16 protein-coding genes are annotated in these 23,804 nt (G+C 61.3%); 7 read left to right on the top strand and 9 right to left on the bottom strand.

The genetic code is table 11. The annotated features are described in order from the left end of the window. Positions 1 to 98: 98 nt before the first annotated feature. On the bottom strand, positions 99 to 2,516 hold the full coding sequence (gene lon / locus AC1MEK_RS04175) for an endopeptidase La (RefSeq protein ID WP_480395000.1): 2,418 nt from the start codon (positions 2,514 to 2,516) through the stop codon (positions 99 to 101). Positions 2,517 to 2,826: 310 nt separating this feature from the next. Here lon and AC1MEK_RS04170 point away from each other — a divergent pair, with 310 nt between their 5' ends. The 4 genes from AC1MEK_RS04170 (at position 2,827) to AC1MEK_RS04155 (ending at position 7,133) form a co-directional block, all read left to right on the top strand. Beyond that, complete coding sequence (locus AC1MEK_RS04170) at positions 2,827 to 3,456, top strand: methylamine utilization protein (RefSeq protein ID WP_480395267.1); 630 nt, start codon at positions 2,827 to 2,829, stop codon at positions 3,454 to 3,456. Continuing rightward, positions 3,453 to 5,804 (top strand): bifunctional diguanylate cyclase/phosphodiesterase, encoded by a 2,352-nt coding sequence (locus AC1MEK_RS04165; protein ID WP_480394999.1) that lies wholly within the window; start codon positions 3,453 to 3,455, stop codon positions 5,802 to 5,804. Before AC1MEK_RS04170 ends, AC1MEK_RS04165 begins: the two co-directional genes overlap by 4 nt. A gap of 76 nt (positions 5,805 to 5,880) precedes the next feature. Further along, positions 5,881 to 6,702, top strand: coding sequence for a DUF3034 family protein (locus AC1MEK_RS04160; protein WP_480394998.1), 822 nt, complete (start codon positions 5,881 to 5,883; stop codon positions 6,700 to 6,702). An 11-nt stretch (positions 6,703 to 6,713) separates the two neighbouring features. After that, positions 6,714 to 7,133, top strand: a complete 420-nt coding sequence (locus AC1MEK_RS04155) for a group I truncated hemoglobin (protein ID WP_480395266.1) — start codon at positions 6,714 to 6,716, stop codon at positions 7,131 to 7,133. Positions 7,134 to 7,982: 849 nt separating this feature from the next. Here AC1MEK_RS04155 and AC1MEK_RS04150 read toward each other — a convergent pair. The 3 genes from AC1MEK_RS04150 to AC1MEK_RS04140 form a co-directional block, all read right to left on the bottom strand. Then, entirely contained in the window at positions 7,983 to 10,403 is a 2,421-nt protein-coding gene (locus tag AC1MEK_RS04150; protein ID WP_480394997.1) for a glucose/quinate/shikimate family membrane-bound PQQ-dependent dehydrogenase, read from the bottom strand. A 111-nt stretch (positions 10,404 to 10,514) separates the two neighbouring features. Beyond that, positions 10,515 to 11,861, bottom strand: a complete 1,347-nt coding sequence (locus AC1MEK_RS04145) for a carbohydrate porin (protein ID WP_480394996.1) — start codon at positions 11,859 to 11,861, stop codon at positions 10,515 to 10,517. 391 nt (positions 11,862 to 12,252) lie between these two features. Next, positions 12,253 to 14,283: a TonB-dependent receptor gene (locus AC1MEK_RS04140; RefSeq protein ID WP_480394995.1), complete on the bottom strand. Its 2,031-nt coding sequence runs from the start codon at positions 14,281 to 14,283 to the stop codon at positions 12,253 to 12,255. Between the two features lie 297 nt (positions 14,284 to 14,580). Between AC1MEK_RS04140 and AC1MEK_RS04135 the strand changes: the two genes are divergently transcribed. Next, complete coding sequence (locus AC1MEK_RS04135; protein WP_480394994.1) at positions 14,581 to 14,808, top strand: VF530 family protein; 228 nt, start codon at positions 14,581 to 14,583, stop codon at positions 14,806 to 14,808. A gap of 28 nt (positions 14,809 to 14,836) precedes the next feature. Continuing rightward, entirely contained in the window at positions 14,837 to 15,487 is a 651-nt protein-coding gene (locus AC1MEK_RS04130) for a Pr6Pr family membrane protein (protein ID WP_480394993.1), read from the top strand. 106 nt (positions 15,488 to 15,593) lie between these two features. On the opposite strand, the gene AC1MEK_RS04125 is transcribed toward AC1MEK_RS04130, so the two are convergent. The 3 genes from AC1MEK_RS04125 to AC1MEK_RS04115 all read right to left on the bottom strand — a co-directional run bounded on the left by AC1MEK_RS04125 (position 15,594) and on the right by AC1MEK_RS04115 (position 20,176). Then, entirely contained in the window at positions 15,594 to 16,364 is a 771-nt protein-coding gene (locus tag AC1MEK_RS04125; RefSeq protein WP_480394992.1) for a siderophore-interacting protein, read from the bottom strand. Further along, complete coding sequence (locus AC1MEK_RS04120; RefSeq protein ID WP_480394991.1) at positions 16,361 to 16,957, bottom strand: PadR family transcriptional regulator; 597 nt, start codon at positions 16,955 to 16,957, stop codon at positions 16,361 to 16,363. Before AC1MEK_RS04120 ends, AC1MEK_RS04125 begins: the two co-directional genes overlap by 4 nt. Before the next feature lie 186 nt (positions 16,958 to 17,143). Next, positions 17,144 to 20,176 carry a transglycosylase domain-containing protein gene (locus AC1MEK_RS04115; RefSeq protein WP_480394990.1) on the bottom strand — a complete coding sequence of 1,011 codons (3,033 nt, stop codon included), beginning with the start codon at positions 20,174 to 20,176 and terminating at the stop codon, positions 17,144 to 17,146. Between the two features lie 446 nt (positions 20,177 to 20,622). On the opposite strand from AC1MEK_RS04115, the gene AC1MEK_RS04110 reads away from it, so the two are divergent. Further along, entirely contained in the window at positions 20,623 to 21,543 is a 921-nt protein-coding gene (locus AC1MEK_RS04110) for a hypothetical protein (RefSeq protein ID WP_480394989.1), read from the top strand. A gap of 38 nt (positions 21,544 to 21,581) precedes the next feature. Here the strand turns inward: AC1MEK_RS04110 and AC1MEK_RS04105 are convergent, their stop codons facing one another. Together AC1MEK_RS04105 and AC1MEK_RS04100 are read right to left on the bottom strand one after the other, a co-directional pair. After that, positions 21,582 to 22,283: a hypothetical protein gene (locus tag AC1MEK_RS04105; RefSeq protein WP_480394988.1), complete on the bottom strand. Its 702-nt coding sequence runs from the start codon at positions 22,281 to 22,283 to the stop codon at positions 21,582 to 21,584. Positions 22,284 to 22,398: 115 nt separating this feature from the next. Further along, positions 22,399 to 23,541 carry an OpgC domain-containing protein gene (locus AC1MEK_RS04100; protein WP_480394987.1) on the bottom strand — a complete coding sequence of 381 codons (1,143 nt, stop codon included), beginning with the start codon at positions 23,539 to 23,541 and terminating at the stop codon, positions 22,399 to 22,401. Between the last annotated feature and the right edge of the window lie 263 nt (positions 23,542 to 23,804).

The raw sequence follows: 23,804 nt of genomic DNA, 5'->3' as shown, positions 1-23,804 counted from the left end.
GATCAGACGATAAAGATGTGTCGTCTGGGCCATTTTTCGCGAATGAATTCGCTCCTACAGATCAAGCATTTAACCTGTGGGAGCGAGGTTGTCGGAAGTTAAAACAACACCTTCGACACATCCGAAAAGCGCTTGGCGAAGTGCACGGTCAACCCTTCCTTGAGGTAATCCGGCAGTTCCTCGAAATTGCCCCGGTTGGCTTCCGGCAGGATCAGCTCGAAGATCTTCTGCCGTTTGGCCGCGATGACTTTCTCGCGCACGCCGCCGATCGGCAGCACATGCCCGGTCAGCGTCAGCTCGCCGGTCATGGCCACGCCTTTCTTCGGCGCCTGGTTGCGCGCCAGGGAGAGCAGGGCGCTGGCCATGGTCACGCCGGCGCTGGGGCCGTCTTTTGGCGTGGCGCCTTCGGGCACATGCAGGTGAACGAAGGCCTCATCGAAGAAGCCCTTGTCGCCGCCAAACTTCGCCAGATTGGAGCTGACGTAGCTGTAGGCGATTTCCGCAGACTCTTTCATCACATCGCCCAACTGGCCGGTCAGCTTGAAGCCGCGGTTGTGGGTGTGGATGCGCGTGGCCTCGATCGGCAGGGTCGCGCCGCCCATGCTGGTCCAGGCCAGGCCCGTGATCACGCCGGTGCCGGACAGCACTTGCTCGTTGCGGAAAACCGGGTGGCCCAGCGAGGCCTCAAGATCTTTCGGTCCGATCTTGATCACGGCCTTAGGCTCGTCGATCAGCTTCATCACCGCTTTGCGCACCAGCTTGCCCATCTGTTTCTCCAGCTGGCGCACCCCGGCTTCCCGCGCGTAGCCATCGACCAGCGCCTTCAAGGCGCTGTCGCTGATGCTCAGGCTGCCCTTGGAGACACCGGCCTTTTCCAGCAGCTTGGGCCACAGATGACGCTTGGCGATGGCGACTTTCTCTTCGGTGATGTAGCCGGACAGGCGAATGACTTCCATGCGGTCCAGCAGCGGGCCGGGGATCGAATCCAGGGTGTTGGCGGTGCAGACGAACAGGACCTTGGACAGATCCATGCGCAGGTCCAGATAGTGATCGAGGAACTCGACGTTCTGTTCCGGATCCAGGGTTTCCAGCAGCGCGGACGCCGGGTCGCCCTGGTAGCTCTGGCCCATCTTGTCGATCTCGTCGAGCATGATGACCGGGTTCATCACTTCCATGTCCTTGAGTGCCTGCACCAGCTTGCCCGGCTGGGCGCCGATGTAGGTGCGGCGATGGCCCTTGATTTCGGCCTCGTCGCGCATGCCGCCGACGCTGAAGCGATAGAACGGCCGGCCGAGGGATTCGGCGATGGATTTGCCGACGCTGGTCTTGCCCACGCCCGGCGGGCCGACCAGCAGCACGATCGAGCCGCTGATTTCGCCCTTGTAGGCGCCGACCGCGAGGAACTCCAGGATCCGGTCCTTGATGTCGTCCAGGCCCGCATGGTGTTTATCGAGTACCTTGCGCGCGTGCTTCAGGTCGAGCTTGTCCTCGCCATACACGCCCCACGGCACGGAAGTGGCCCAGTCGAGGTAATTGCGGGTGACCGCGTATTCCGGCGAGCCGGTTTCCAGGATCGACAGCTTGTTCATTTCTTCATCGAGGCGCTTGCGCACCTGCGCCGGGACGTCCTTGCCTTCCAGACGCTGCTCGAACTGCTCGATGTCGGCGCTGCGGTCGTCCTTGGTCAGGCCCAGCTCCTGCTGGATGACCTTGAGCTGTTCCTTGAGGAAAAACTCGCGCTGGTGCTCGCCGATCTTGCGGTTCACCTCGGCGGAAATTTCCTTCTGCAGCCGTGCGACCTCGACTTCCTTGCGCAGCATCGGCAGCACTTTTTCCATGCGCTTGAGCACCGGCACGCAGTCGAGCACTTCCTGCAGCTCAACGCCGGTGGCGGAGGTCAGGGCTGCGGCGAAGTCGGTCAGTGGCGAAGGATCGTTGGGGCTGAAGCGGTTGAGGTAGTTCTTCAGCTCCTCGCTGTACAGCGGGTTGAGCGGCAGCAGCTCCTTGATCGCGTTGATCAGCGCCATGCCGTAGGCCTTCACCTCGTCGGTGGGCTCGTTGGGCTGGTGCGGGTATTCGACTTCCACCAGAAACGGCGGGCGGTGGTGCTTGAGCCAGGTCTTGATGCGCACGCGGCTCAGGCCCTGGGCGACGAATTGCAGCTTGCCGTTCTCGCGGCTGGCGTGGTGCACCTTGACCAGTGTGCCGTACTCGGGCAGCGCCTTGGTGTCGAAATGACGCGGATCTTCCGGTGGCGTGTCCATGAAGAACAGCGCCAGGGAGTGGTGATCGGATTTGCTCACCAGCTCCAGGGTTTCGGCCCAGGGCTCTTCGTTGACGATAACCGGCAGCACCTGCGCCGGGAAGAACGGGCGGTTGTGGATCGGGATGATGTAGACCTGGTCCGGCAGCGTCTGGCCGGGCAGGGCCAGGCTCTTGCTGTCCGAATGAAGAATTTCGTGCTCGTGATCGACGTCGTCAGAGGAGTGGATCGAGTCGCTTTGCTGGTCGCTCATGGGGCACCTGCATAAATGGAGTTGAGGCTTAGATGGGGCAGCCTTGCTCAGGTTTCAATAGTTGCGGTCGATAGCATTGAATGCGCGCGCTGATAGAGAAATATAGGTGGCTTGTGCCATTCGTCGGTGTTAACTCAGTGATGGCGCTATGATGGCTTTTAGTGCGTGATCTTCCTGCGCCGCGCGGTTAATCTGCACGCAACGCTGCTACACAATGCCAAGGCCGGCGCTATTCTGTTTACCGACCACGCCGTTTTGGATCATTCGTATGAATCAGGTTGTTTCTACGTTTGTGCTGGCAGCGGCCCTGATGGGCTCGTGCGCAAGCCACGCCGCAGGGCTTGTGGCGGACTTCGTTGACGCCCAGGGCAAGCCGCTCAACGATGTCGTGCTGACCCTGCAAGGCCCGCCGGGCAAGCCGGATCCGGCGCCGAAGGCCGACATGGACCAGCGCGACCAGCGTTTCGCCCCCCACGTGCTGGCCGTGCGCACGGGCACCCAGATCAAATTCCCCAACAGCGATAACATCCGCCATCAGGTGTACTCCTTTTCTGCGGCAAAACGTTTCGAATTGCGCCTGTATGGCGGTACGCCCTCGGATCCGGTGCTGTTCGACAAGCCCGGCGTCGTCGTGCTCGGCTGCAATATCCACGACTGGATGCTGGGTTATGTCTACGTGACCGATGATCCCTGGTTTGGCGTAAGCAACGACAAAGGCACCCTGACCCTCGATCAGATGCCGCCGGGCCACTATGTGGCGACGCTCTGGCATCCCCAGGCGGCGGACATGCAGCCTGTGCCGGGAGGTGAGATCGACATTCCTGCCGCCGGCCTGCACCACCAGTTCAAGCTGGCCGTGCAGCCTAAAGCCGATGACATACCCGCCGCGCCACCGCCCAGCGCGTTTGGCGATGCCTTCCACAAAGCTGCCCACGAATGAAACTGCGTATCGGCTTTCAGGCCCGTATCGCCAGCGTGTTGATCATGCTGCTGCTGATCGTGGTCGTCGCCGTGTTCGTGGCGGTCAAGGCGGCGACCGGCGATGCTGTGCGCAAACAGGCCCAGGCCCAGCTTGAAATAGGTACGCGGGTGTTCGAAGGCTTGCTGGAGATCCGCGGCCGGCGCCTGCGCGATGCGGTGCAGTTGTTGTCCAGCGATTTCGGTTTTCGCGATGCCGTGGCCTCGGCCGACTCGGCGACCATCCGCTCGGTGCTGCTCAACCACGGCGCGCGCATCGACGCCTCGGACATGTTCCTCTTGAGCATGGATGGCAAGGTGCTGGCCAGCACCGTGGCGCAGATCCCCGAAGGCTCGCCGTTCCCTTACATTCAGGCGCTGCGGGACCTCAAGAGCAAGAACCAGTCGATGCTGATCGTGCCCCTGCAAGGCAAGCCGCACTTGCTGGTCGACAGCACCGTGCTGGCGCCGTTGCCCATTGCCCGGGTGGTCATGGGCTTCGGCATGGACGACGACCTTGCCCGGGAGCTGCGCTCGCTCAGCGGTTTGCAGGTGTCGTTCCTGTCCATCGAGCATCAGGCACCGGGGCAGATGATCAGCACCCAGCCCCAGGCGCTGTACAGCAGCCTGCAAGGCCTGATGCTGAGCCCGGCCAGCGACCGTATGCAGATGACCACCCATGAAAGCCAGAGTTTTCTGAGCAAGACCCTGCACCTGGGCAGCATCAGCGATACCGACGGCGAAGTCGTCGCGCTGCTGCAAAGCCCGCTGGATGCGGCCATGAAGGCCTTCGCGCCGCTGGACGAAACACTCTACTGGATCACCCTGGTGGCGCTGGCCGCTTCACTGGTGGGCACGCTGCTGTTGGCGCGCAGTGTCTCGCTGCCGGTGCGGGCGCTGGCACTGGCCGCCAAACGCATCGAAGACGGCGACTACGAGACGCCGGTAACGCTGGCCCGCAGTGACGAATTGGGCCTTCTGGCCGGGGCGATCAACTCCATGCAGGCGGGCATTGCCGAGCGCGAACAGCAACTGGCCCACAACGCGCTGCACGATGGCCTGACCGGGCTGCCCAACCGGGCGCTGGTCATGGAGCGTCTGGGCAGCGCGATTGCCGCTGAACGCCCGGTGGCGCTGCTGTATCTGGGCATCGAAAACTTCCGTGCGATCAACGAAAGCATCGGGCCTGAAGGCGTCGAACATCTGTTGCAGATCATCGGCGAGCAACTGCAATTGCCGTTGCGCCCCGGCGACACGGTGGCGCGGTTGTCCGGCCACGAATTCCTGCTGCTGGTGCACAACGCCGAAACCGATTCCGCCGTGGCCGTGGCGGACCGCTTGCAGCGCCTGTTGCTCAAGCCCCAGCGCATTGCCGACCACGATATTTCGTTGGACGCCTGCGTGGGCATCGCGGTGTACCCGGCCAATGGCGATTCGCCGTCCGAACTGGTTCGTCGAGCCGCCATTGCCCATCAGGACGCAACACAGATGCCGGGGCGTCTGCAGGTCTATGAAGACGGCCGGGACCTGGCGCACCAGCGGCAGATCAGCCTGATTCGCGACCTGCGCCACGCCGCGCGCAATGGCGAGCTGTTGCTGCACTACCAGCCGAAACTGGATATCCGCAACGGCCGCGTGCGGCAGGCCGAGGCCTTGCTGCGCTGGCAGCATCCGCAGTTCGGCAGTGTGTCGCCGGCCGAGTTCATCGTGCTGGCCGAGCGCACCGGCAGTATCGGCCTGCTGACTGGCTGGGTCATCGAAGAAGCGATGCGGCAGCTGGCCGAATGGGGCCGTCGCGGCCTGCACGTGCAACTGTCGGTGAACATCTCGGCGGACGACCTGCTCAATGGCGACCTGGCCCAGCGGGTGTCGGACCTGCTCAAGCTGTATCGCGTGCCGGCCGAGCAACTGATTTTCGAGATCACTGAAAGCGCGGTCATGCGCGAGCCCGAGCACGCGCTGAAGGTGCTCAACGGCCTGCGCGAATGCGGCATCAGTTTGTCGGTGGATGATTTCGGAACGGGCTACTCTTCACTGGCGCACCTCAAGCGCCTGCCGGTGCAGGAATTGAAGATCGACCAGTCGTTCGTGCGCAATCTGGACGAAACCAGCGAAGACGCGGTGATCGTGCGCTCCACTATCGAGATGAGCCACAACCTGGGCCTGAAGGTGGTCGCCGAGGGCGTCGAGTACGAACACAGCCTGCGTTTGTTGGAGCGATGGCACTGCGATACCGCGCAGGGTTATCTCATCAGCCGGCCGCTCAGCGCGGTCGCCTTTGAAGCATGGATCGCCAAGTCTCACCCTTCTGCGAGCATGATGGTCCACTGATTGGTTCATGGTTATGACACGTAGTCTCTCGGCTGTTTTCAGCCCTGTGGTGTTGGCAAGTCTGGTGGGCGGTTGCATGACAGCGCCTGTTTTCGCGGCCGATCAGGGGCGCTTGATCGCGACCGGTGGCGCCAGCAGTATCGAGGGCGCGGCCGGTGGCGGGATCATCCCGTGGGCGGTGATCGCCAATTACGACGAGCAGGGCGAGTGGGGCGCGAATGCGTTCGCCACCGACGTCAACCTGCCGGACTACCGGCTCGATGTGGTCGGGATGGCGGTGTCCTACGGCAACCGCGTGGAACTGTCCTACGCCCATCAGCGCTTCGACCTGGGCTCGCTGGTCCATAAATTCAGCCTGCCGGAAGACAACCTCACCCAGGATGTCTTCGGCGTCAAAGTGCGCCTGTTCGGCGACCTGATCTACGACCAGTTGCCGCAGGTGTCGCTGGGTGTGCAGTACAAGCATCAGAACGACTTTCTGATTCCGAGCCTGGTGGGGGCCAAACGCGATTCCGATGTCGAGGGGTATCTCACCGCCAGCCGCTTGTTCATGGGCGCGGCGTTTGGTTACAACCTGGTGGTCAACGGCGGCGTGCGTTACAGCCGCGCCAACGAAACCGGCCTGCTGGGCTTCGGCGGTGACCGGCGCGACACGCGCAGCGTGCTGAAGGAAGGCTCGGTGGCGGTGCTGTTCAACCCGCGGTGGGCGGTGGGTGTGGAATATCGCGAGAAGCCGGACAACCTGTCGTTCGCCGGGGAAAGCGACTGGGCCGATATGTTCGTCGGCTGGTTCCCCAATAAACACATTTCAGTGGTTCTGGCCTACGCCCGGCTCGGCGAAATCGCCACGCTGGATAACCAGAACGGCACCTATCTGTCGATTCAGGGGAGCTTCTGATGATGCGTCCCATGCAGTGGGTGAGCCTGTTGGTGTTGGCGTTTTTGGTGGGCTGCGCGCAGCAGCCGCCCAAGGATGACAGTCTTTATCAAGCATTGGGCCAGAGGGCCGGGATTCAGAAGATCGTCGAGGGGATGCTGTTGCGCATTGCCCGGGACGATCGCATCGTCGAGCATTTTCGCAAGATCGACATCGTGCGCCTGCGCGACAAGCTGGTGGAGCAGTTCTGCGTCGAGGCGGGCGGCCCGTGCCGTTACACCGGCGACAGCATGGCCGAATCGCACAAGGGCCAGCACCTGACGCGCAGCGATTTCAATGCGCTGGTGGAGGATTTGATCGATGCGATGGATGAGCTCGGTATTGCTGTTTCCACACAGAATCGGTTGCTTGCGCGGCTGGCGCCGATGCGGGGGGAGGTGATCGAGAAATAATCGGGTTGGGCTGATTGTGAAGATCAAGATCAAGATCAAGATCAAGATCGAGAGCGCTCTTCCTAACGTCAGATCTGTTTCGACTTCGTCGAGTTACTTGGAAAAGACCCCCAAGTAACCAAGGGGTCCTGCTCCTGGTTTGGCCCTGACTTCGTCAGGGTACCCTCACTCCGGCGATGTTCCGTGGGCCCGGCGCGAATGGGCCATCCATGGCCCCGCGCCTCGCGCGGCATCCTGCCGCTTGACCCACTCCACATCGCCTCCGTTCGGCCTGCACCCAAGTCGCGCTTTGTGTCGTCTGTGCGTTTCGCGCACGAAGATCAAAAGCCAAAAAAACCGACCGGCTATCGCCGTCCCCGTAGCAGCCGAGCTTGCTCGCGGGTGGCCCTCAAGATCGCCCCGCCGGCAAGCCGTGCTGCTACGGGGGAGGCGTCGCCTTCGCGCTTTTGATTTGCTCTTGATGTGGCTTTTGATCTTCATGCGCGATAGCCCAGACACCACAAAACGCGACTTGGGTGCAGGCTGAATGGAGGTCTCGCGGAGTGGGTCGAGCCGAATGGATGCGGCGAGAGGCGTGTGGGCCATGGATGGCCCTTTCACGCCGGGCCCACGGAGCGGGACCGGAATGAAGGAGGACCCAAACCAGGAGCAAGACCCCTTGGTTACTTGGGGGTGGTGCGGCATTCCGACTTTTCCAAGTAACTCGACGAAGTCGAAACAGGTCTGGCGTTAGCCAGAACCTATCAGCGCCACCGCCAATACCAGATGTACCCCCAAAACCCGCGCCGCTAAAAACAAAAAGGCGGTCACCCAAAGATGACCGCCTTGCGCATTACCGAGCTACCAAAATCAATCCGGCAGCTTATAGGCAATGATGTAATCCCCCATCCGGGTCCCCAGCGACCCATGACCACCCGCAACGATCAGCACATACTGCTTGCCGTCCTTGCCGGTGTAAGTCATCGGCGTCGCCTGACCACCTGCTGGCAGACGCCCGGCGAACAGCTCTTTACCGGTTTTCACGTCATACGCACGCAGGTACTGGTCCAGGGTACCGGCCAGGAAGCCAACGCCACCTGCGGTCACCATCGAACCACCCATGCTCGGTACGCCCACAGGCAGGCCGATCGGCACGGGCGTGTTGTCGCGGCTGGTGCCGTTCTTGTGTTTCCACACCACCTGATTGGTGGTCAGGTCCACAGCGGCCACGTTACCCCACGATGGCGCCTGGCACGGCATGCCGAACTGCGACATCAGAGGGTGCATGATCACCGCGTAAGGCGCGCCGGTGTTCGGCTGCACGCCGCTGGTCTCGCTTTCACGCTTGCTGCCCGCTTCCACTTTGGCGCGTGGCACCAGCTTGGAGACGAAGGCCATGTAGTTCGGGCTGGTGAACATCAGCTGACGCACCGGGTCGACCGACACTGCGCCCCAGTTGAACACACCGACGTTGCCCGGATAGATGATGCTGCCCTGTTCCGACGGCGGGGTGTACTGGCCTTCGTAACGCAGTTCCTTGAACTGGATGCGGCACAGCATCTGGTCGAACGCGGTAGCGCCCCACATGGCTTTTTCGGTCAGCTCAGGCGGCAGCATGTTCAGTTGCGAACGCGCCTGGGTTGGCGAGGTGTGGTCGCCCTGGGCGGCACCGGTCGGCGCCGGGACTTCGTCGATCGGCACGATCGGCGTACCGTCGCGACGGTCCAGCACGTACAGGCTGCCTTGCTTGGTCGGCTGAATCACGGCCGGCTTCACGCCGTCCTTGGTTTTCAGGTTGATCAGCGTTGGCTGGCTCGGTACGTCCATGTCCCACAGGTCGTGGTGAGTGAACTGGTAGTTCCAGCGCACCTTGCCGGTGTTCACGTCCAGTGCGACCAGGCCGGCGCTGAATTTCTCGGCGCCAGGGGTGCGGTCGCCGCCGTACTGGTCAGGCATCTGGTTGCCCAGGGGCAGGTAGACCAGGCCCAGCTTCTCGTCGACGCTGGCCAGCGACCACATGTTCGGTGCGTTGCGCGAGTAGAACTGGTCAGCCGCGATCGGCGCGGTGGCGTCCGGGTTGTTCGGGTCCCAGTTCCACACCAGTTTGCCGTCGTGTACGTCGTAGGCGCGGATCACGCCGGAAGGCTCGTTGGTCGACTCGTTGTCGGTGACGTGGCCGCCGATGATCACCAGATTGCGGGTGATCGCGGCAGGCGAGGTGGAGTAGTAGCCACCCGCCGTGAACGGGCCGATGTTGGCGCGCAGGTCGACCGCACCTTTGTTGGCGAAGTCTTCGCAGACCTTGCCGGTGTCGGCGTTCAGCGCGATCAGGCGTGCGTCGGCGGTCGGCAGGTACAGACGGCGCGGGCACGCAGTGGCCACGGCCTTGCCGGCGTCCGACAGCTCGGCAGCAGGTGCGCCGACGTCGGTCTTGGCGTAGGCGTCTTCGTCGTAGTACGACACGCCACGGCAGGTCATGTGCGCCCAGCCGGTGAAGTCTTTCGCGCCTTCGCGGGAGATCTGCGGGTCGTAGGTCCAGATGGTCTTGCCGGTGTCAGGGTCCAGCGCCAGCACCTTGCTGTGCGGTGTGCAGGCATAGACCATGCCGTTGACCTTGAGCGGGGTGTTTTCGTTGGTCAGCTCGACCGGGTCCTGGGCCGATGGCAGGTCGCCAGTGCGGATGCGCCAGGCTTCCTGCAGCTTGCCGACGTTCTGCGGGGTGATCTGCTTGAGCGGCGAGTAGCGGTTGCCGTGCTCGGAGCGGCCATAGGCCTGCCAATCGCCGTCAGGCATTGGCTGCGGATCATAGGCAACGCCTGCGTCGTCACGGTCCAGCGTGCCCTTGACTTCACCGGGGCTGGTGAACTGGCTGGCAATGGCGGTCAGACCGGCCAGCACCACGGCGATGCTCAGCGCGGTACTCGGCATGCCACCCGGCTGGCCACGCAGCAGTGGGCGGCGGAACCATGGCAGCAGCATGACGATGCCGAGCACGAACCACAGCGACAGGCGCGGCACCAGTTGCCACCAGTCCAGGCCCACTTCCCACAGCGCCCAGACCGTGCTGAGAAACAGCACCACGGCAAAAACGCCCAACGCCGCGCGGCTGCCCTTGATCAGCAAAGCGCCGGTGACGATGAAGCCGATACCGGCCAGCAGGTAATACAGCGACCCGCCCAGCGTCAGCAGTTTGATTCCCCCGGCCAGCAAGGCCAGGCCCATGACCAGAATCACCAGCCCGAGCAAGCTCGGTAACAGGCGACCCTTACTGAAAGCACCGCTCGTGCTCATGGTGTCGTACTCCGTAACGATTTAGTGGTTGACGCTAATCCCTTTGCTGCGTTGAGGCTTTGAAGCCATAGCCTCAACGCTAGTTCCTCAAAGGGAATACAGAAAGGTGGATCAGAACGAGGACTGGATTTTCAGGCCGGCCACCAGCGCGTCATCGACCTGGTTCACGCCGCCCGGATGGCGGATGAATTGCAGGTTCGGGCGCAAGGTCAGCCAGTTGGCCACGTGCACGCCGTAGTACAACTCGGCGTTGTACTCAGTGTCCTGCACCGGCAGGAAGGCCGGGTCGTTGTAGTCGCTGACGTTGTTGGCCTGGTTCTGCAGGTTGATGTTCTTGCGATACGCAGGGTTGACGTGGATGCGCCCGACCGCCAGGCCGATGTCGTCCTTGGGCCGCGCATCGAAGGGGCCGGTGTAGGTGGCGCCCAGCGCGACGTAGTTGTCGATCATGTTGGTTTTCTTGTCGTGCAGCGTGCCGTTGGCGAACAGGCTCAGGCCGCGGCTGTTGTCGCTCGCCTGGCTGGTCACCTGCTGGCGCAGGGTCAGCCACATGCCGTGCTTGCTTGACGACGGCGCGTAGTCTTCGCCGCTCAGCGCGGCGTAACGGCCATTGCTGTCCTTGTACACGTCAGTGCTGTCGGCGGTGCTGTAGTAGTAACCCAGGCGGTATTCGCCCGGCAGACCGTTGACCTTCGGTGCCCAGACCAGCTCGACCGGCAATACTGCGCCTTTCGTGCCGCTGCCGCTGAGCTTGAAGTTGTTGTCGTTTTCCAGGTTCGACGGGTTCTGCTCGAACGCACCGACCTGCACGAACAGCTCGGGGGTGAGCTGGTATTTCACGCGCATCGCCCACTGGCTGATCGGCCAGTTGTACCAGATGCCGCCGCCCCAGTTGCCCACCTGCGAGCCGCAGAACGACAGGTTCTGGAAGTCGCAGGGGAAGGTGTTGAAGTCCTCGCCTTCGTTGAAGCGGCCGACCTTGATGCTCAGCTTCTGGTCGAGGAATTTCTGCTGGTACCACAGGTCGGTCAGGCGCGTAACGTTGCCACGGCCCCAGACTTCCTGGGACGAGGAAATGGTGCCGGTGCGCGGGTCACCGATGCGGTCGTTGCTGATGTTGTCGCCGTTGCGGTTGGTCAGCGTGACCTGGAATTCCGCGTCGTGCCAGCCGAGGATCTTCTGCAGATCCATGTGTGCGCCCAGGGCGAACTGGTCGCTGTAGCGCGTGGCCTTGTCGTGGTTGTAGCCGCCGTGCAGGTTGGAACCCATTTCCACGACCGTGTCGAGCTTGAAGTCATAACCCTGCTGCGACAGCTCGGTCCGCTTGCCACCCCAGTCGCCCAGCATCCAGGGAGATTCGCTGTCGAACGCCGGCGCGGCCTGGGCGCAGGTGGCCAGGGTCAGCGTGGCGAGTCCGAGCAAATGATGAGGCGTGCAGCGTTTCGATGGGTTAGGCATGGGGCAACGACTTCTTTTTTAGGTTTTCTGGGGATGACACAAGGCGCACTGAAAAGGGGAATAAACGATTCAGCTTCCAGTCGCGGCGCGATGATAGGGGGCTAACGAATTTTAAAAAAGATTGAATTACGACATTTATAGTTACAAATTTTGCAACGGTCGTGAAAAGGCGGGGTAGCGCTATCCCCTATGGTTTGTCGGGGATAGGGGATTTGTTTACTGAAAGATAATGTCTGGAACCGTTGCAGAGTGCGTACATATATCCATTGTGGGAGCCGGCTTGCTGGCGAATGCGTCAGGTCAGACACAACAAGGTTGGATGACAAACCGCATTCGCCAGCAAGCCGGCTCCCACAGGATTTTGTTCCGCCTGCCGGTGTTTCCGTATGTCTTAGAACGTGGTACGCAACCCGACTTCGATACTGCGCCCTTGCGCTGGCGCGATGTCACGCAGGATCGAGCTCGCGTAGCGCACGGTCTGGTTGGTCAGGTTCTCGCCGTTGACGAACGCCAGCCACTGGCTGCCACCCAGGTTGAACTTGTAACCGGCGCTGGCGCCCAGGGTGGTGTAGCCGTCGGTGCCGCTTTCGTTGTCTGGCACCCGGCCCTGAGAGGCGGTGTGTTCGACGTCGATGCGCGCCTGCCACTTGTCCAGTTCCCACAGCAGGCCGCTGTTCAGCCGCAGCGGAGCGATGCGCGGCAGGGCTTCGCCGGTGTCCAGGTTGGTGGCGCGGGTGTAGTCGCCGGACAGTTCCAGCGCGAAACTTCCGTAGCGGCTTTCGCCCAGTTTCCAGTGGTCCTGGGCCTCGAATCCGGCAAAGCGCGCCTTCACGCCCGAATAGGTGTATTCGGGAATGCCGTCTGCGTCTTCTTCACCTTCGTCGTTGAGCGTACGACCTGTCCCCAACAGCCCGATGTAATTGGAGAAGTGGCTGTAGAACACGCCGAAGCTGCCTTTGTGCGTGCCATTGTCGAAGCGTAGCGCCAGGTCGCTGGAGACGGCTTTTTCCTTGGACAGATCGGCGTTGCCGACTTCGTAGGTGCCGGTGGCCACGTGAGCGCCGTTGGCGTACAGCTCATAGAAGGTCGGGGCGCGCTCGGTGTAGCCCAGTGTTGCGGCCAGCGACCAGACCGGCGTCAGGGTGTAGACCGCGCCGGTCGACAGGCTGCCCGCGGTGAAGCTGCTGGAACTGTCGGCGTTGGCGAAGCGTTCGTTGCCTTTGCTGTCAGGGTCGACCGTGGTGTGCTCCAGGCGGCCGCCCAGGCTCAGCTTCAGGCGGTCAGTGGCTTGTAGCTCTTCGAGAATGAACAGCGCACCGGCGTCGGTGTCGGTCTGCGGCACGAAGGCTTCTTCACCCAGGGCCGAGAATTCGCTGCGGCTGACCTGGGCGCCGATCACCCCGTTCAGAGGGCCGATCGGCTGATGACGGGCCTCGACGCGGGCCTCGTAACCCTTGTTCTTGAAGGTGGTGCCGACCTCGCCGTCCTCGATCTCCATGTGCTTGTACTCGGTGTAGCCGGCGTCGACCTTGACTGAGCTGAACGGCCCGGCGAGGTTGCGGATTTCCGAGGCGAAGGCGTAGTGGTCCTGCTTCATGCGGATGCGCACGTCCTGCTCGGCGGGCGATCCGTAGTTGGAGTCGTAGTTGCTGTAGGACAGGCCGGCGTAGCCGTCGTCCCAAGTGTACGAGCCGCCCACTGCGCCGCCGTCCTGGCGCCCGTCGCTGTTGCCCAGGCGGTGTTTCTTGTCATCGCCATCCGGGTCGCGGGCGCGTTCGTCGGCGGTGCGCGCGTAGCCCGGGATCTTCAGGTCGTTGAACTCGCGGGCGTTGGCGTCCAGGTGCAGGGCGAAGGTGCCGTTGCCCGCTTCCAGTTTGCCGGCGCTGCTGCGCGTGGTGTCGGCGCCGCCGTAGCGCAATTCGCCCGCGCCGTGGATGCCTTCGATGGCTTCGGTGGGAATGCGGTTGTCGAAGGTGTTGACCACCCCGCCAATGGCGCTGCCGCCGTAGAGCAGGGCGGCCGGGCCACGAACGATTTCGATGCGGTCGACGTTGACCGGATCCAGCGGCACCGCGTGGTCGTAGGACAGCGACGAGGCATCCAGCGCGCCCACGCCATTGCGCAGCAGACGAATGCGATCACCGTCCTGCCCGCGAATGATCGGGCGGCTCGCCCCCGGGCCGAAATACGACGAGGAAACCCCAGGCTGCTTGTTCAGGGTTTCGCCCAGGCTGCCTTTCTGTTGCAGGGTCAGGTCATCGCCGGTGAGCACGGTGCTGGGCGATGCCAGCTGGTCGCTGCCCAGCGGGTTGGCGGTGATGGTCTGTTGTTCCAGCTCGATGGCGAAGGCGGGAGAGGCGACCAGCAGGGCAGTGGCCAGTGGCGTCAGGCGCCAGAGTCGGGATTTGGAGGGGCGGGACATGCAGCGGTTCCTTGGCGGGGTGAGACTCAGTGGTTAGCTTTTTATTGTTATAACATAACGTTAAAAATGCAATCATTTTGGAATCGTTGCCAGCGACTACGCTTGATTTACATTGTGGGAGCGAGCTTGCTCGCGAATGGGCAGGTCAGGCGCTGCTGTATTGCCTGATCCACCGCATTCGTGAGCAAGGTGGTGCGCCACCCCGGTCACTCCCACAGGGTATGTATCTATTCACACAGCCCTGACGCTCCAGTAAGGTGCGCACCTCGCGATTCCACGAATGCAAACAGGCCCGCCATGACCACACCCAACAACGATCCGCTGCACGGCGTGACCCTCGAGCAAATCCTCAATGCACTGGTCGAGCACTACGAATGGTCCGGGCTTGCCCAGCGCATCGACATTCGCTGCTTCAAGAGCGACCCGAGCATCAAGTCCAGCCTGACGTTCCTGCGCAAGACGCCCTGGGCCCGGGAGAAGGTCGAGGCCCTGTACGTGAAGCTGGCCCGCACTAAACGCTGGTGAGCCCGGTTCCCGGAACAGAGATCGCGCGATGGACAGCCAGGCACTGCAACTGAAAAATGGGCAGCGTAGCTACGCCAGCATCGCGCTGTTGCTCGGCTGGTTCGCACTGGCGGTGCAGCTGTATCTGATCCTCTGGGGGCGCTGGACCGATCAGGCCAGCCTGCTTGGCGGGCTGGTGAAGTTCTTCAGCTACTTCACCGTACTCACCAACACCCTGGTGGCCACGGCCCTGACCTGCGCCATCACTGATCGCCATTCGGCGGGGCACCGGTTTTTCAGATCGCCCGCCGTGTGCAGCGGCATCACCGTCAGCATCCTTATCGTCGGCATTGCCTACAGCCTGTTGCTGCGCCATCTGTGGAGCCCCCAGGGTTGGCAATGGCTGGCCGACGAGTTGCTGCACGACGTCATGCCGCTGGCGTTTCTCGGCTATTGGTGGCTGTTCGTGGAGAAGGGCACGCTGCGCCTGAAACATCTGCTCGGCTGGCTGCTGTACCCGATTGTGTATTTCGGCTATTTGCTGTTTCGTGGCGACATGATTGGCGATTATGTCTACCCGTTTGTCGATATTGGCACGTTGGGGTTGGCCACGGCGATGGGTAATGCGCTGGGGGTTTTGGCGGGGTTTGTGGGGATAGGATTGATTGTCTGGATAATTGATCGCGTCAGGTCACCCTGATCGAAACTGTGGGAGCCGGCTTGCTGGCGAATGCGGTGCGTCAGACACCACAAATGTGAATGACATAATGCATTCGCCAGCAAGCCGGCTCCCACACTGTGGCGCGTTACTCCTCGTCAGACCCGTCCGCGCGCCAGTAACCTGCGGCCTTCACCGCTGCGTCGTCCAGCTTGAACTCGTCGAGCAACACCCGGCGCACCTTGCGCGACAGCGACGATTCGGTCGCCACCCATGCATACAGATCGCCTTCGGGCAGGGTCAATTGACGCGTCACTTCCAGCAGATCCTGTTTGCCCCGCAAGACCCAGATCACCTCGACCTGCGCCTGGCTCTCGAATGTCTGACGCTCGGCGGCGTCTTCGATTTCCACCACCACCAGGGCGCGGCGATTGGCCGGCAGTTCCTCCAGGCGACGGGCAATGGCGGGCAGGGCGGTTTCGTCGCCGAGCAGCAGGTAACTGTCGAACATGTCCGGCACGATCATCGAACCGCGGGGCCCGGCGATGTACAGGAACTGGCCGACTTCGGCCTGGGCTGCCCAAGTCGCGGCAGGGCCGTCGCCGTGCAGCACGAAGTCGATGTCCAGCTCGCCCGACTGCGCGTCGTAGCGACGCGGCGTGTAGTCGCGCATCGCCGGGCGCGGGCCGTCGTTGCTCGAACCGGGCATGAAGTTCTCCAGCGCGGCCTGTTCTTCTGGGGTGGTGGCGAACAGCAGTTTGACGTGATCGTCGGTGCCCAGGCTGATGAAGCCTTCGAGTTGCGGGCCGTGCAGGGTGACGCGACGCATGCGCGGGGTGATGTCGGTCACGCGCAGCACTTGCAGTTTGCGACGCTTGATTTCGTGGCTGACGCGATGGATCGATTGCTGTGAATTCATACCGACTTCTCCGAACGGGATTGGGGGCCGTCAGCGACGGCTTTGGCGGTTTCGTTGAGCAGGTCGCGCACGCGGATGATTTCTTCCGGGGTCCAGCGGCCGTGGTGCATTTGCAGGGCGTGACGCAGGTTGTGCACGGCCTCGTGGATCTCTGGCGGGCGGTCATGGCCGCGCAGCGAGCGCTTGCTGACATCGATGCGCGTCTTCACGCCATCCAGTGCAACGGCCTGTTCCACCAGAAATTGCTGGCCGGCGGCGGTGATCTGGTAGCGCTTCTTGCCGCCCTCGGCGTCGCCGGCGATCAGCTCGCTTTCTTCGAGAAAGGTCAGGGTCGGGTAGATGACGCCGGGGCTCGGGCTGTAGGCGCCATCGAACAAGCCTTCGATCTGGCGGATCAGGTCATAGCCATGGCAGGACTGGTCGGCGATCAAGGCCAACAGCAGCAGTTTCAGGTCGCCCGGGGCGAACACCCGCGGCCCGCGTCCGCCTCGTTCACGGCCTGTGCGTTTCTCGAAGCCGTCGCGGCCGTCGCCGTGGTCCCCGAAGTGCGGGCGGTGGTGATGATGGTGGTGATCGTGTGAGTGGTCTCTCATCGTCTTCTCGTCTCTGGTTACATTTAGATATACCTTAAGATATATCTTAAGAAAGACGCAAGCCGTGTTAAGACGAACGGTTCTCATTTGTGGAGGGGCGAATGAAAATCCCGTAGCAGTCCGGCTTGCCGGCGACGGCGATTTCAATGACGCCGTCGCCGGCAAGCCGGACTGCTACGGGATGGATTAAAGGGTGCCTGCCACCTGCGTCGCCGCAGGCGCCTTGCACTGGGTGTAGGTGCCGGGCTCCAGGTACTGATTGAGGATCGGCGCCATGCCCTTGAGCACCTGAACGGGCAATGCAGAAGTGAACTTGAAGCTCTCGGCCGCGCGGCCCGGCACGTACGCGGTGAGCGTGCCGAAGTGGTTGTCGCCGATGTAGAACACGAAGGTCGCGGTACGGTTGATCGCCTTGGACGCCAGGATTCGCCCGCCCGAGCCGAAGCTTTCGATGCGGTTGTCACCGGTGCCGGTCTTGCCGCCCATCGCCAGCGGTGTGCCGTCCAGCGTTTTGAACGTCCCGGAAACCCGCCTTGCAGTCCCCGCATCGACCACCTGCGACAGCGCCTCGCGCATGGCCCCGGCCACTTCCGAGGAGAGCACGCGCTTGCCCAGTTCCGGGTTGTTGTTGAGCAGCGTTTCATAGGGCGTATCGGCGGCGAAATGCAGGCTGTCGATACGCAGCACCGGCAGGCGAATGCCGTCGTTCTGGATGATGCCGATCAGCTCGGCCAGCGCGGCCGGGCGGTCGCCCGAACTGCCGATGGCGGTGGCCAGCGACGGCACCAGGTGGTCGAACGGATAGCCCAGACGCCGCCAGCGCTGGTGGATATCCAGGAAGGCTTCGATCTCCAGCATGGTGCGGATGCGGCTGTCGCGGGCGCTCTTGTGCCGGCTCTTGAACAGCCAGCTGTACACCTCCTGACGCTCGAAACGGCTGGCGGCCACGGCCTCCTTGAAGTTCGCTTCGGGGTTCTGCAGCAGATAGCCCACCAGCCACAGATCCAGCGGGTGAACCCGGGCGATGTAGCCCTGATCCGGCAGGTCGAACTTGCCCGGCCCATAGGCGTAATAGAGGTCGTCCAGGCGTTTTTCGGTCAGCGGCGGCTGGGTCTTGTTGATCACCACATGGGCTTTGACGAACGCGTTGAATGCACTCTGCGTGGCGTTGGGCAGCAGGTAGCGATGCACCGCCGCGATACGGCTGGCCGACGGATGCACGCCATCCATGAAGGTGTCCAGGCGATCCTGGGTGGTCTTGTTCCGGTAACGTTTCCAGAACTTGAGCAGGAAGGACGTGCCTTCGCGGTCGGCGAAGTCGGCCAGGTACTCCTGGCGCCTTGGGTCGCTGTCGTCCTTGAGCAGCACGGCGCTGTTGTTGGGGCCTGAATAGCTCACGTAGCGCACGATATCGCGCATCAGGCGGATGAACGGCAGGTTGATCGACTCGCGCAGGGCCTCGCGCAAGGTCGGGCTGCGGCCGTTGTCTTCCTTGCGGAAGTTGTTGAAATGATGCAGCCCGCCACCGGTGAAGAAGTTCTCGCCGGGGCTGGCCGAGTATTTGCGATCCAGCGCCGCCGCGAGCATTTTCGACAGGTCGCGGTCGTTGTTCTGCATCAGGTAATCCAGCGACCAGCGGCTCAGGTAGTCCAGGTCTTCGACCGGCACTTTCTTGAGTTCGGCGTTGCTCATGCCTGCGTACTTGTCGTGCAATTCCTGGATGATCTGCAGGTAGGTGGTCAGCACGCGCATCTTGGCGGTGGAGCCCAGCTCCAGCTTGCTGCCTTCGTTGATGTCGAATGGCTGGTCGGTGCTGTCGGTCTGCACGCGCACCCGCGAGCCGTCGACGTCCCGCTCGAACAGGGTGAAGCTGTAGCGCACTGCCTGGGTGCTGGTCGGGGTCAGCAGGTGTTCGCCGAGCAGGCCCAGTTTGCCGGCCACTTCCGGGTTGGCGAGGTCCTTGAGGTACTGGCCGACGCTGACCTGCAGGTCATTCTGCAGGGTGCTGGTGGCCGACAGGTCCAGGCGGTCCAGATCGTACAGCGGCCGGTCGAGCATGTTGGACAGGCGCGTGCGGGCGACGGTGATGCCCTTGTTGGTCTCGATGGGTTGCACGGTGGGTTGCTGCACCCAGTCGCGATAGGTGACGGTGGCGCCCAGCGCGGCATCGGCCAGCGCCTGATCGATCACCTTATTCTGCGCCAGCACGCGGATGTGGCTGTCGGTCAGGTCGGCCAGTTCCTTGCGGCCCTTGGCCAGATAGTGCGAAGGGCGACGCTGGGCGATCACCAGCGACAGCACTTCACGCAGGGCCAGCCCTTGGGCGGCAAGGGTCTTGGCGTCCTTGGCGGGGCTGTTGAGCAATTGATTAGTGCGGTCGAAGTCGGCGTCATACCAGACCCGCAGCCCTTCGGCCATGCCGTGCACTTCGCCATGCCCCGGCACCGCCGACAGCGGCACGCTGTTCAGGTAATCGCGTACTACGCGCTGGCGAGCTTCCATGGTTTCCTGGCCCGGCTGATAGGCGCGCACACTGGCCGAGACCATCTGGCGGATTTTCTCCGCGCCGGACTGCGTCAGGCCATCGGGCGAGTGCCGGTATTTTTCCAGCTGCGTGGCCAGGGTGCTTCCGCCTGCCGACTGGCCGGGCAGCCCCACCAGTTTCGCCACCTGGGAAATGGCCGCCTTGACGAAGCGCGGCCAGTCCACGGCAGGGTTGGCCAGCGGGTGCTTGCTGTCGAGCAGATCGCGGTTTTCGATGAACAGCAGGCTGTTGACCAACACCGGCGGAATCGAGGCGAAATCCGGGTAGAGCTGTTGCGGGTAGGTGAACTGATACAGCGCATCGCCGCGGCAATCGGCGATGGTCAGGCCCGACTGGCTTTTCTCCTGATAGGGCACGAAAAAACCACGTTTGGCGTAGGAAACCAGTTCAGAGGAGAAGCGCGATTGTTCGGTGATACGGTAGTCGCGCTTGAGCAGACGCGGCAGGAAATCACCCAGCGCCGAGTAGCCCAGACGCTTGTCGAACGGGCCGTCGCCGGGGTAGACGATCGCATCGCTCGGGCCTTTTTCCAGCGAGTAATTCAGGTCACGGGCCAGCGCGCTGAACTCGCGGGCCTGCAGCCTCGAAGAGCGGCTTTCCGTGGCGATGACAAATCCCAGGATCACCAACGCCACCAGTATCAACACCAGCAGCACCCGCCACACATGCCGCATGTGGCCTGGGCCCGCTGGCACCGGAACCTTCCCTTGGCTGTCAGCCTTGACCGCAGCCTTCTTCCCATCGGAATGCCACAAAGCGCCCATATCGTTGGCCCGGTTAAACCTGTTAATCGCACCTGACTACAAGCTTAGACGCTGGGCGGGGAGGGTGAAAAAATTGTGAAGGCAGCGATGGTGCGAGCGTCGCCCAGTGGGGTTTTGGCGGTCCTCGCAGCCGTTTGCATTCGCCGGTTAATGCTTTTCGATATCGCTGGTTCATCCTACGTGTTTTGGATTGCATGGTTTTTTGCTTGATGCTCGCCAGCGGTCTTCACGATTGCTGATTTTGTAGGAATGTTCTCTATTGCTTGAAAAGGGATTGACTGGCTTTTTGCCTCCTGATTACGTCCAAATTTCTGAAGTGTTTCAGAGTTGGTTAAAAACTAGAACAGGATGCAAGTATGAAAACTATTAATTTGTACAGGAATCGGACGCTCAGCATGGCGACAGTTGCCATGTTTGTATGGAATGGTGGAGCGGCAGCCGTTGCGAATACGCAAGTGTCAGTTCCCGAGAGTGTCGCAACGGAGGTGGCAGAAGAGCCTGTATTGAAAGAACTCGCTGATGAACTCAATTTTCTGAGCAATAAGTTGAACACTCAGCAGTCGGCGCATTATTACGGTTTTACTGCGCACCGAGGGCAGAAGGTAGTGCTGGCCACGCCTGCCATCGATCCCGATGCTGAATCGTGGAAGCTCGAATATCATGAAAATGGGAGCTGGAAAGAAAAACGGGGGAAGCTTCCCCAAGTGTTCGACAATCTACGCCAAGGTGACTTTGTGATCGTGAGGGTTACCCATCGTGAAGGAAAAACGTATTCTGCAAAACCCTATCAAATCGTATTGGGCTCATACCCCGTTATGAAAGATGCAAATGTACACACATCAGAACGTGTCAAGCGCGTGCCGGTGGCGCAGACCTCAAGAGTACTGGGTGTGCAGACTTACTCGGATCTACAGTTCCAGGCGAAATTCACGGACTCAACGGGATATCCCTTGAAAGGCGCAGGCGCGATGGTTCATGTATTTTTGAAGGCAGGATCAACGTCGCCGGATCTCAAAAAGTACGCCTTCAGCGATCAAGCTGGCGATGTCAGATTCGCTATCCCTATCGGCAGATGCAGCGCTGGTGAGATGAGCGTCCGGCAGAACGAGCCTGAGTTTCAGGGTCGTCACTGGTTATCTACATATAATGTGGCGGGTTGGTACGCGTTTGAGGCTTTCGTCGAGTCGCACAAGCTAGCTAGAGAAAAGCCCTACGTTTTGGGGATCGCTCACATTTGTAGCCAGCGGCTGGAAAAAGGCATGGTTGATATATGGTAATAGGCAGGGTGCAGTTCAGGCTGCACCCTTCTTCAGTATCAGGCTCGGATATAAACTGCCGATCGAATACGGCCGTCGCTGTCAGTAAACTTGGCTCGAATTATCTCTTGAGGGCTGAACTGTGAAGGTTTTTTATTGAGTATCCGTTCGCTGTTTTCAGGTGCTTCTGCGTCCGTTTTTTTATACAGCTTTGTAAGTTCTGCCAGCCTCGCAGTGTAGGTGGTGACCATTTCTCTGATTAAGGGTGACTCGTTAACCAGACGAGTAATCCGGGAAGATTGCATATCGGAAAGGTTGTTGCTGATGCTTAGTACTTTGATGCGACGATCTCCAGCAATCGCGAAGTCAAATGGCATATTGGCTAATTCAGGATTTTGCTGCACAAGGCTGGCTTTGAAGTTTTCCAGCTCTTTTTTGAGATCGTTAAGCGCTCCTTCTGACAGTAGCTCCAGTCCCCAGGCATCGAATAGTCTGCATGTCCAGCAGCACTCGTCCTCTTTCAATGGAACCATGCCCATGCCCCAAAGATCTTCCTCTCTGGAATAACTTTGGGTCAGTTCTTCGGCCGTGACGGTCGTTGGGAAGCAGCTTTTCGGCAAGAAGCTTTCGGCTTCATAGAGCTTTATCCGTTTCATCGCGCCCAGATCTTCAGGGCAGCTCCATGTTTTCGGAAGCTCGCCAGACGGCTTTTCCGTTACCCGGAATCCATTGATCAAAAGCTCGGATCCTTTGATTTCCATTCTCATTCTCCTACTGACTTATCCATCCTCCCCGCATAGCGGCCGTATGCAGAAAATCTTTGCCTGATAAACCAGTAGGAAATTTCCGAAGATACCCCTTGGTGCGAACCCGTTCTCAAACCTTCACCACCCGCCCCACCTTCGGGCTGCCCAGCCGCTTGTTCAGTTCCAGCCAGTTGGACAACAACAGCATCAACCCAAGCCCCAACAGGGCGGTGATGACGCGCATTTGCCAGACGTCGCCTGCCAGCGCATTCACGCCGTCGGCCAGGGGTGCGAGCAGGACGCCCAGGCAGAAGATTTCCAGCGAGTAGCGCCCCATGCGGCAGGTCTGTTGGGCGGGCCAGTTGTCGAGCCAGGTCTGGGTGGATGGCAGCAGTTTGGCGACCACGTACACCAGTGCGATGAAGTGGATCAGGCGCAGCGGCGAGAGGTCGGTCTTGCTGATCGGGTAGATCAGGTCGGTGAAGGCCTTGGGCAGCAGGGCGTCGTGCACCGCCGGGAATTTCCACAGGAAGGTGATGGTGCCGGCGATCAGCATGTACAGCGCCGCAATCAGGAAAACCGGCTGTTGCCACACCGGCCGCAGATACGCTCGGGGGATGGCCGGACGCTGGGTATACAGGGCAAACGCGCCGCCCAGCACGAAGATCAGTTGCCACGCCACCGGGTTGAAGTACCAGTAGCCGCCGCCTTCATAGGCACGCAGGTTCCAGCCGAACAGCGGCACCATCAGGTACAGCGCGAACGACAGGCCCACGGCGACAGCGGCGTTGCGCAGCATGATCGGCAGGATCAGCGGCAGGGCGCCCATCAGCAGGATGTACAGCGGCAAGGGATCGGTCAGGTTGGGTTTGAAGCGCAGCAGCAGTTCATCGGCCAGCGCCTGTTGCGGGTTGCCGACGAAATATTCGAGGCCCATCTCGCGGACCATGTCGCGGGTGTCGACGTGGTTGTTGGCGACGAAGACGATGCCCATCAACAGTGTCAGCAAAAAGATGTGCGCCACGTACAGCACCCATGTGCGCTTGAGGATGCGCAGGCAGGCGACCACCCAGCCATCACGCTGCGCCACGCGGCCATAGGCGGTCACCGCGGCGAAGCCGGCGAGGAACACGAAGACTTCCGCCGCGTCGCTGAAGCCGAAGTTGCGCAGGGTCAGTTGCGCGAAAGGGTTTTCCGGTACGTGATCCCAAAAAATAAAGATCAGCGCCAATCCTCGAAAGAAGTCGATTCGATGGTCGCGTCCGTTCGTCATGACGGTGAGCTCGTGCAAGTCTGTTTAATGAAGAGGGTCAGGGCCAAGCTTGGTTCAACGTTAGCAGCCGGGCCTGATCGGCGGCGCGCAGGGTGGCGGGTTTGTCACAAAATTGCAAAGGAGGGATATTTCTGAATGTCTCAGATTTACAGGCTGTCTAGCGGTTTCATGTAGAAGCCTTTGAGGCTGATTGATGCAGGAGCACCATAACTGTGGGAGTGAGCTTGCTCACGAAGGGGCCGGCACGTCCATTGCGGCATCAT

The organism is Pseudomonas sp. 2 (assembly GCF_056627435.1).
Note: the sequence above shows the minus strand (reverse complement) of the source record. Positions and strands in the feature narration are given on the sequence as shown.

Bases quoted from the DNA above. Each gene is read 5' to 3' on its own strand.
- AC1MEK_RS04140 (WP_480394995.1), bottom strand. From the start codon at position 14,283: ATGTCCCGCCCCTCCAAATCCCGACTCTGGCGCCTGACGCCACTGGCC.
- AC1MEK_RS04130 (WP_480394993.1), top strand. From the start codon at position 14,837: ATGGACAGCCAGGCACTGCAACTGAAAAATGGGCAGCGTAGCTACGCC.
- AC1MEK_RS04165 (WP_480394999.1), top strand. From the start codon at position 3,453: ATGAAACTGCGTATCGGCTTTCAGGCCCGTATCGCCAGCGTGTTGATC.
- AC1MEK_RS04155 (WP_480395266.1), top strand. From the start codon at position 6,714: ATGCAGTGGGTGAGCCTGTTGGTGTTGGCGTTTTTGGTGGGCTGCGCG.
- AC1MEK_RS04125 (WP_480394992.1), bottom strand. From the start codon at position 16,364: ATGAATTCACAGCAATCGATCCATCGCGTCAGCCACGAAATCAAGCGT.
- AC1MEK_RS04150 (WP_480394997.1), bottom strand. From the start codon at position 10,403: ATGAGCACGAGCGGTGCTTTCAGTAAGGGTCGCCTGTTACCGAGCTTG.
- AC1MEK_RS04135 (WP_480394994.1), top strand. From the start codon at position 14,581: ATGACCACACCCAACAACGATCCGCTGCACGGCGTGACCCTCGAGCAA.
- AC1MEK_RS04145 (WP_480394996.1), bottom strand. From the start codon at position 11,861: ATGCCTAACCCATCGAAACGCTGCACGCCTCATCATTTGCTCGGACTC.
- lon (WP_480395000.1), bottom strand. From the start codon at position 2,516: ATGAGCGACCAGCAAAGCGACTCGATCCACTCCTCTGACGACGTCGAT.
- AC1MEK_RS04120 (WP_480394991.1), bottom strand. From the start codon at position 16,957: ATGAGAGACCACTCACACGATCACCACCATCATCACCACCGCCCGCAC.
- AC1MEK_RS04110 (WP_480394989.1), top strand. From the start codon at position 20,623: ATGAAAACTATTAATTTGTACAGGAATCGGACGCTCAGCATGGCGACA.
- AC1MEK_RS04105 (WP_480394988.1), bottom strand. From the start codon at position 22,283: ATGGAAATCAAAGGATCCGAGCTTTTGATCAATGGATTCCGGGTAACG.
- AC1MEK_RS04115 (WP_480394990.1), bottom strand. From the start codon at position 20,176: ATGCGGCATGTGTGGCGGGTGCTGCTGGTGTTGATACTGGTGGCGTTG.
- AC1MEK_RS04160 (WP_480394998.1), top strand. From the start codon at position 5,881: ATGACAGCGCCTGTTTTCGCGGCCGATCAGGGGCGCTTGATCGCGACC.
- AC1MEK_RS04170 (WP_480395267.1), top strand. From the start codon at position 2,827: ATGGGCTCGTGCGCAAGCCACGCCGCAGGGCTTGTGGCGGACTTCGTT.
- AC1MEK_RS04100 (WP_480394987.1), bottom strand. From the start codon at position 23,541: ATGACGAACGGACGCGACCATCGAATCGACTTCTTTCGAGGATTGGCG.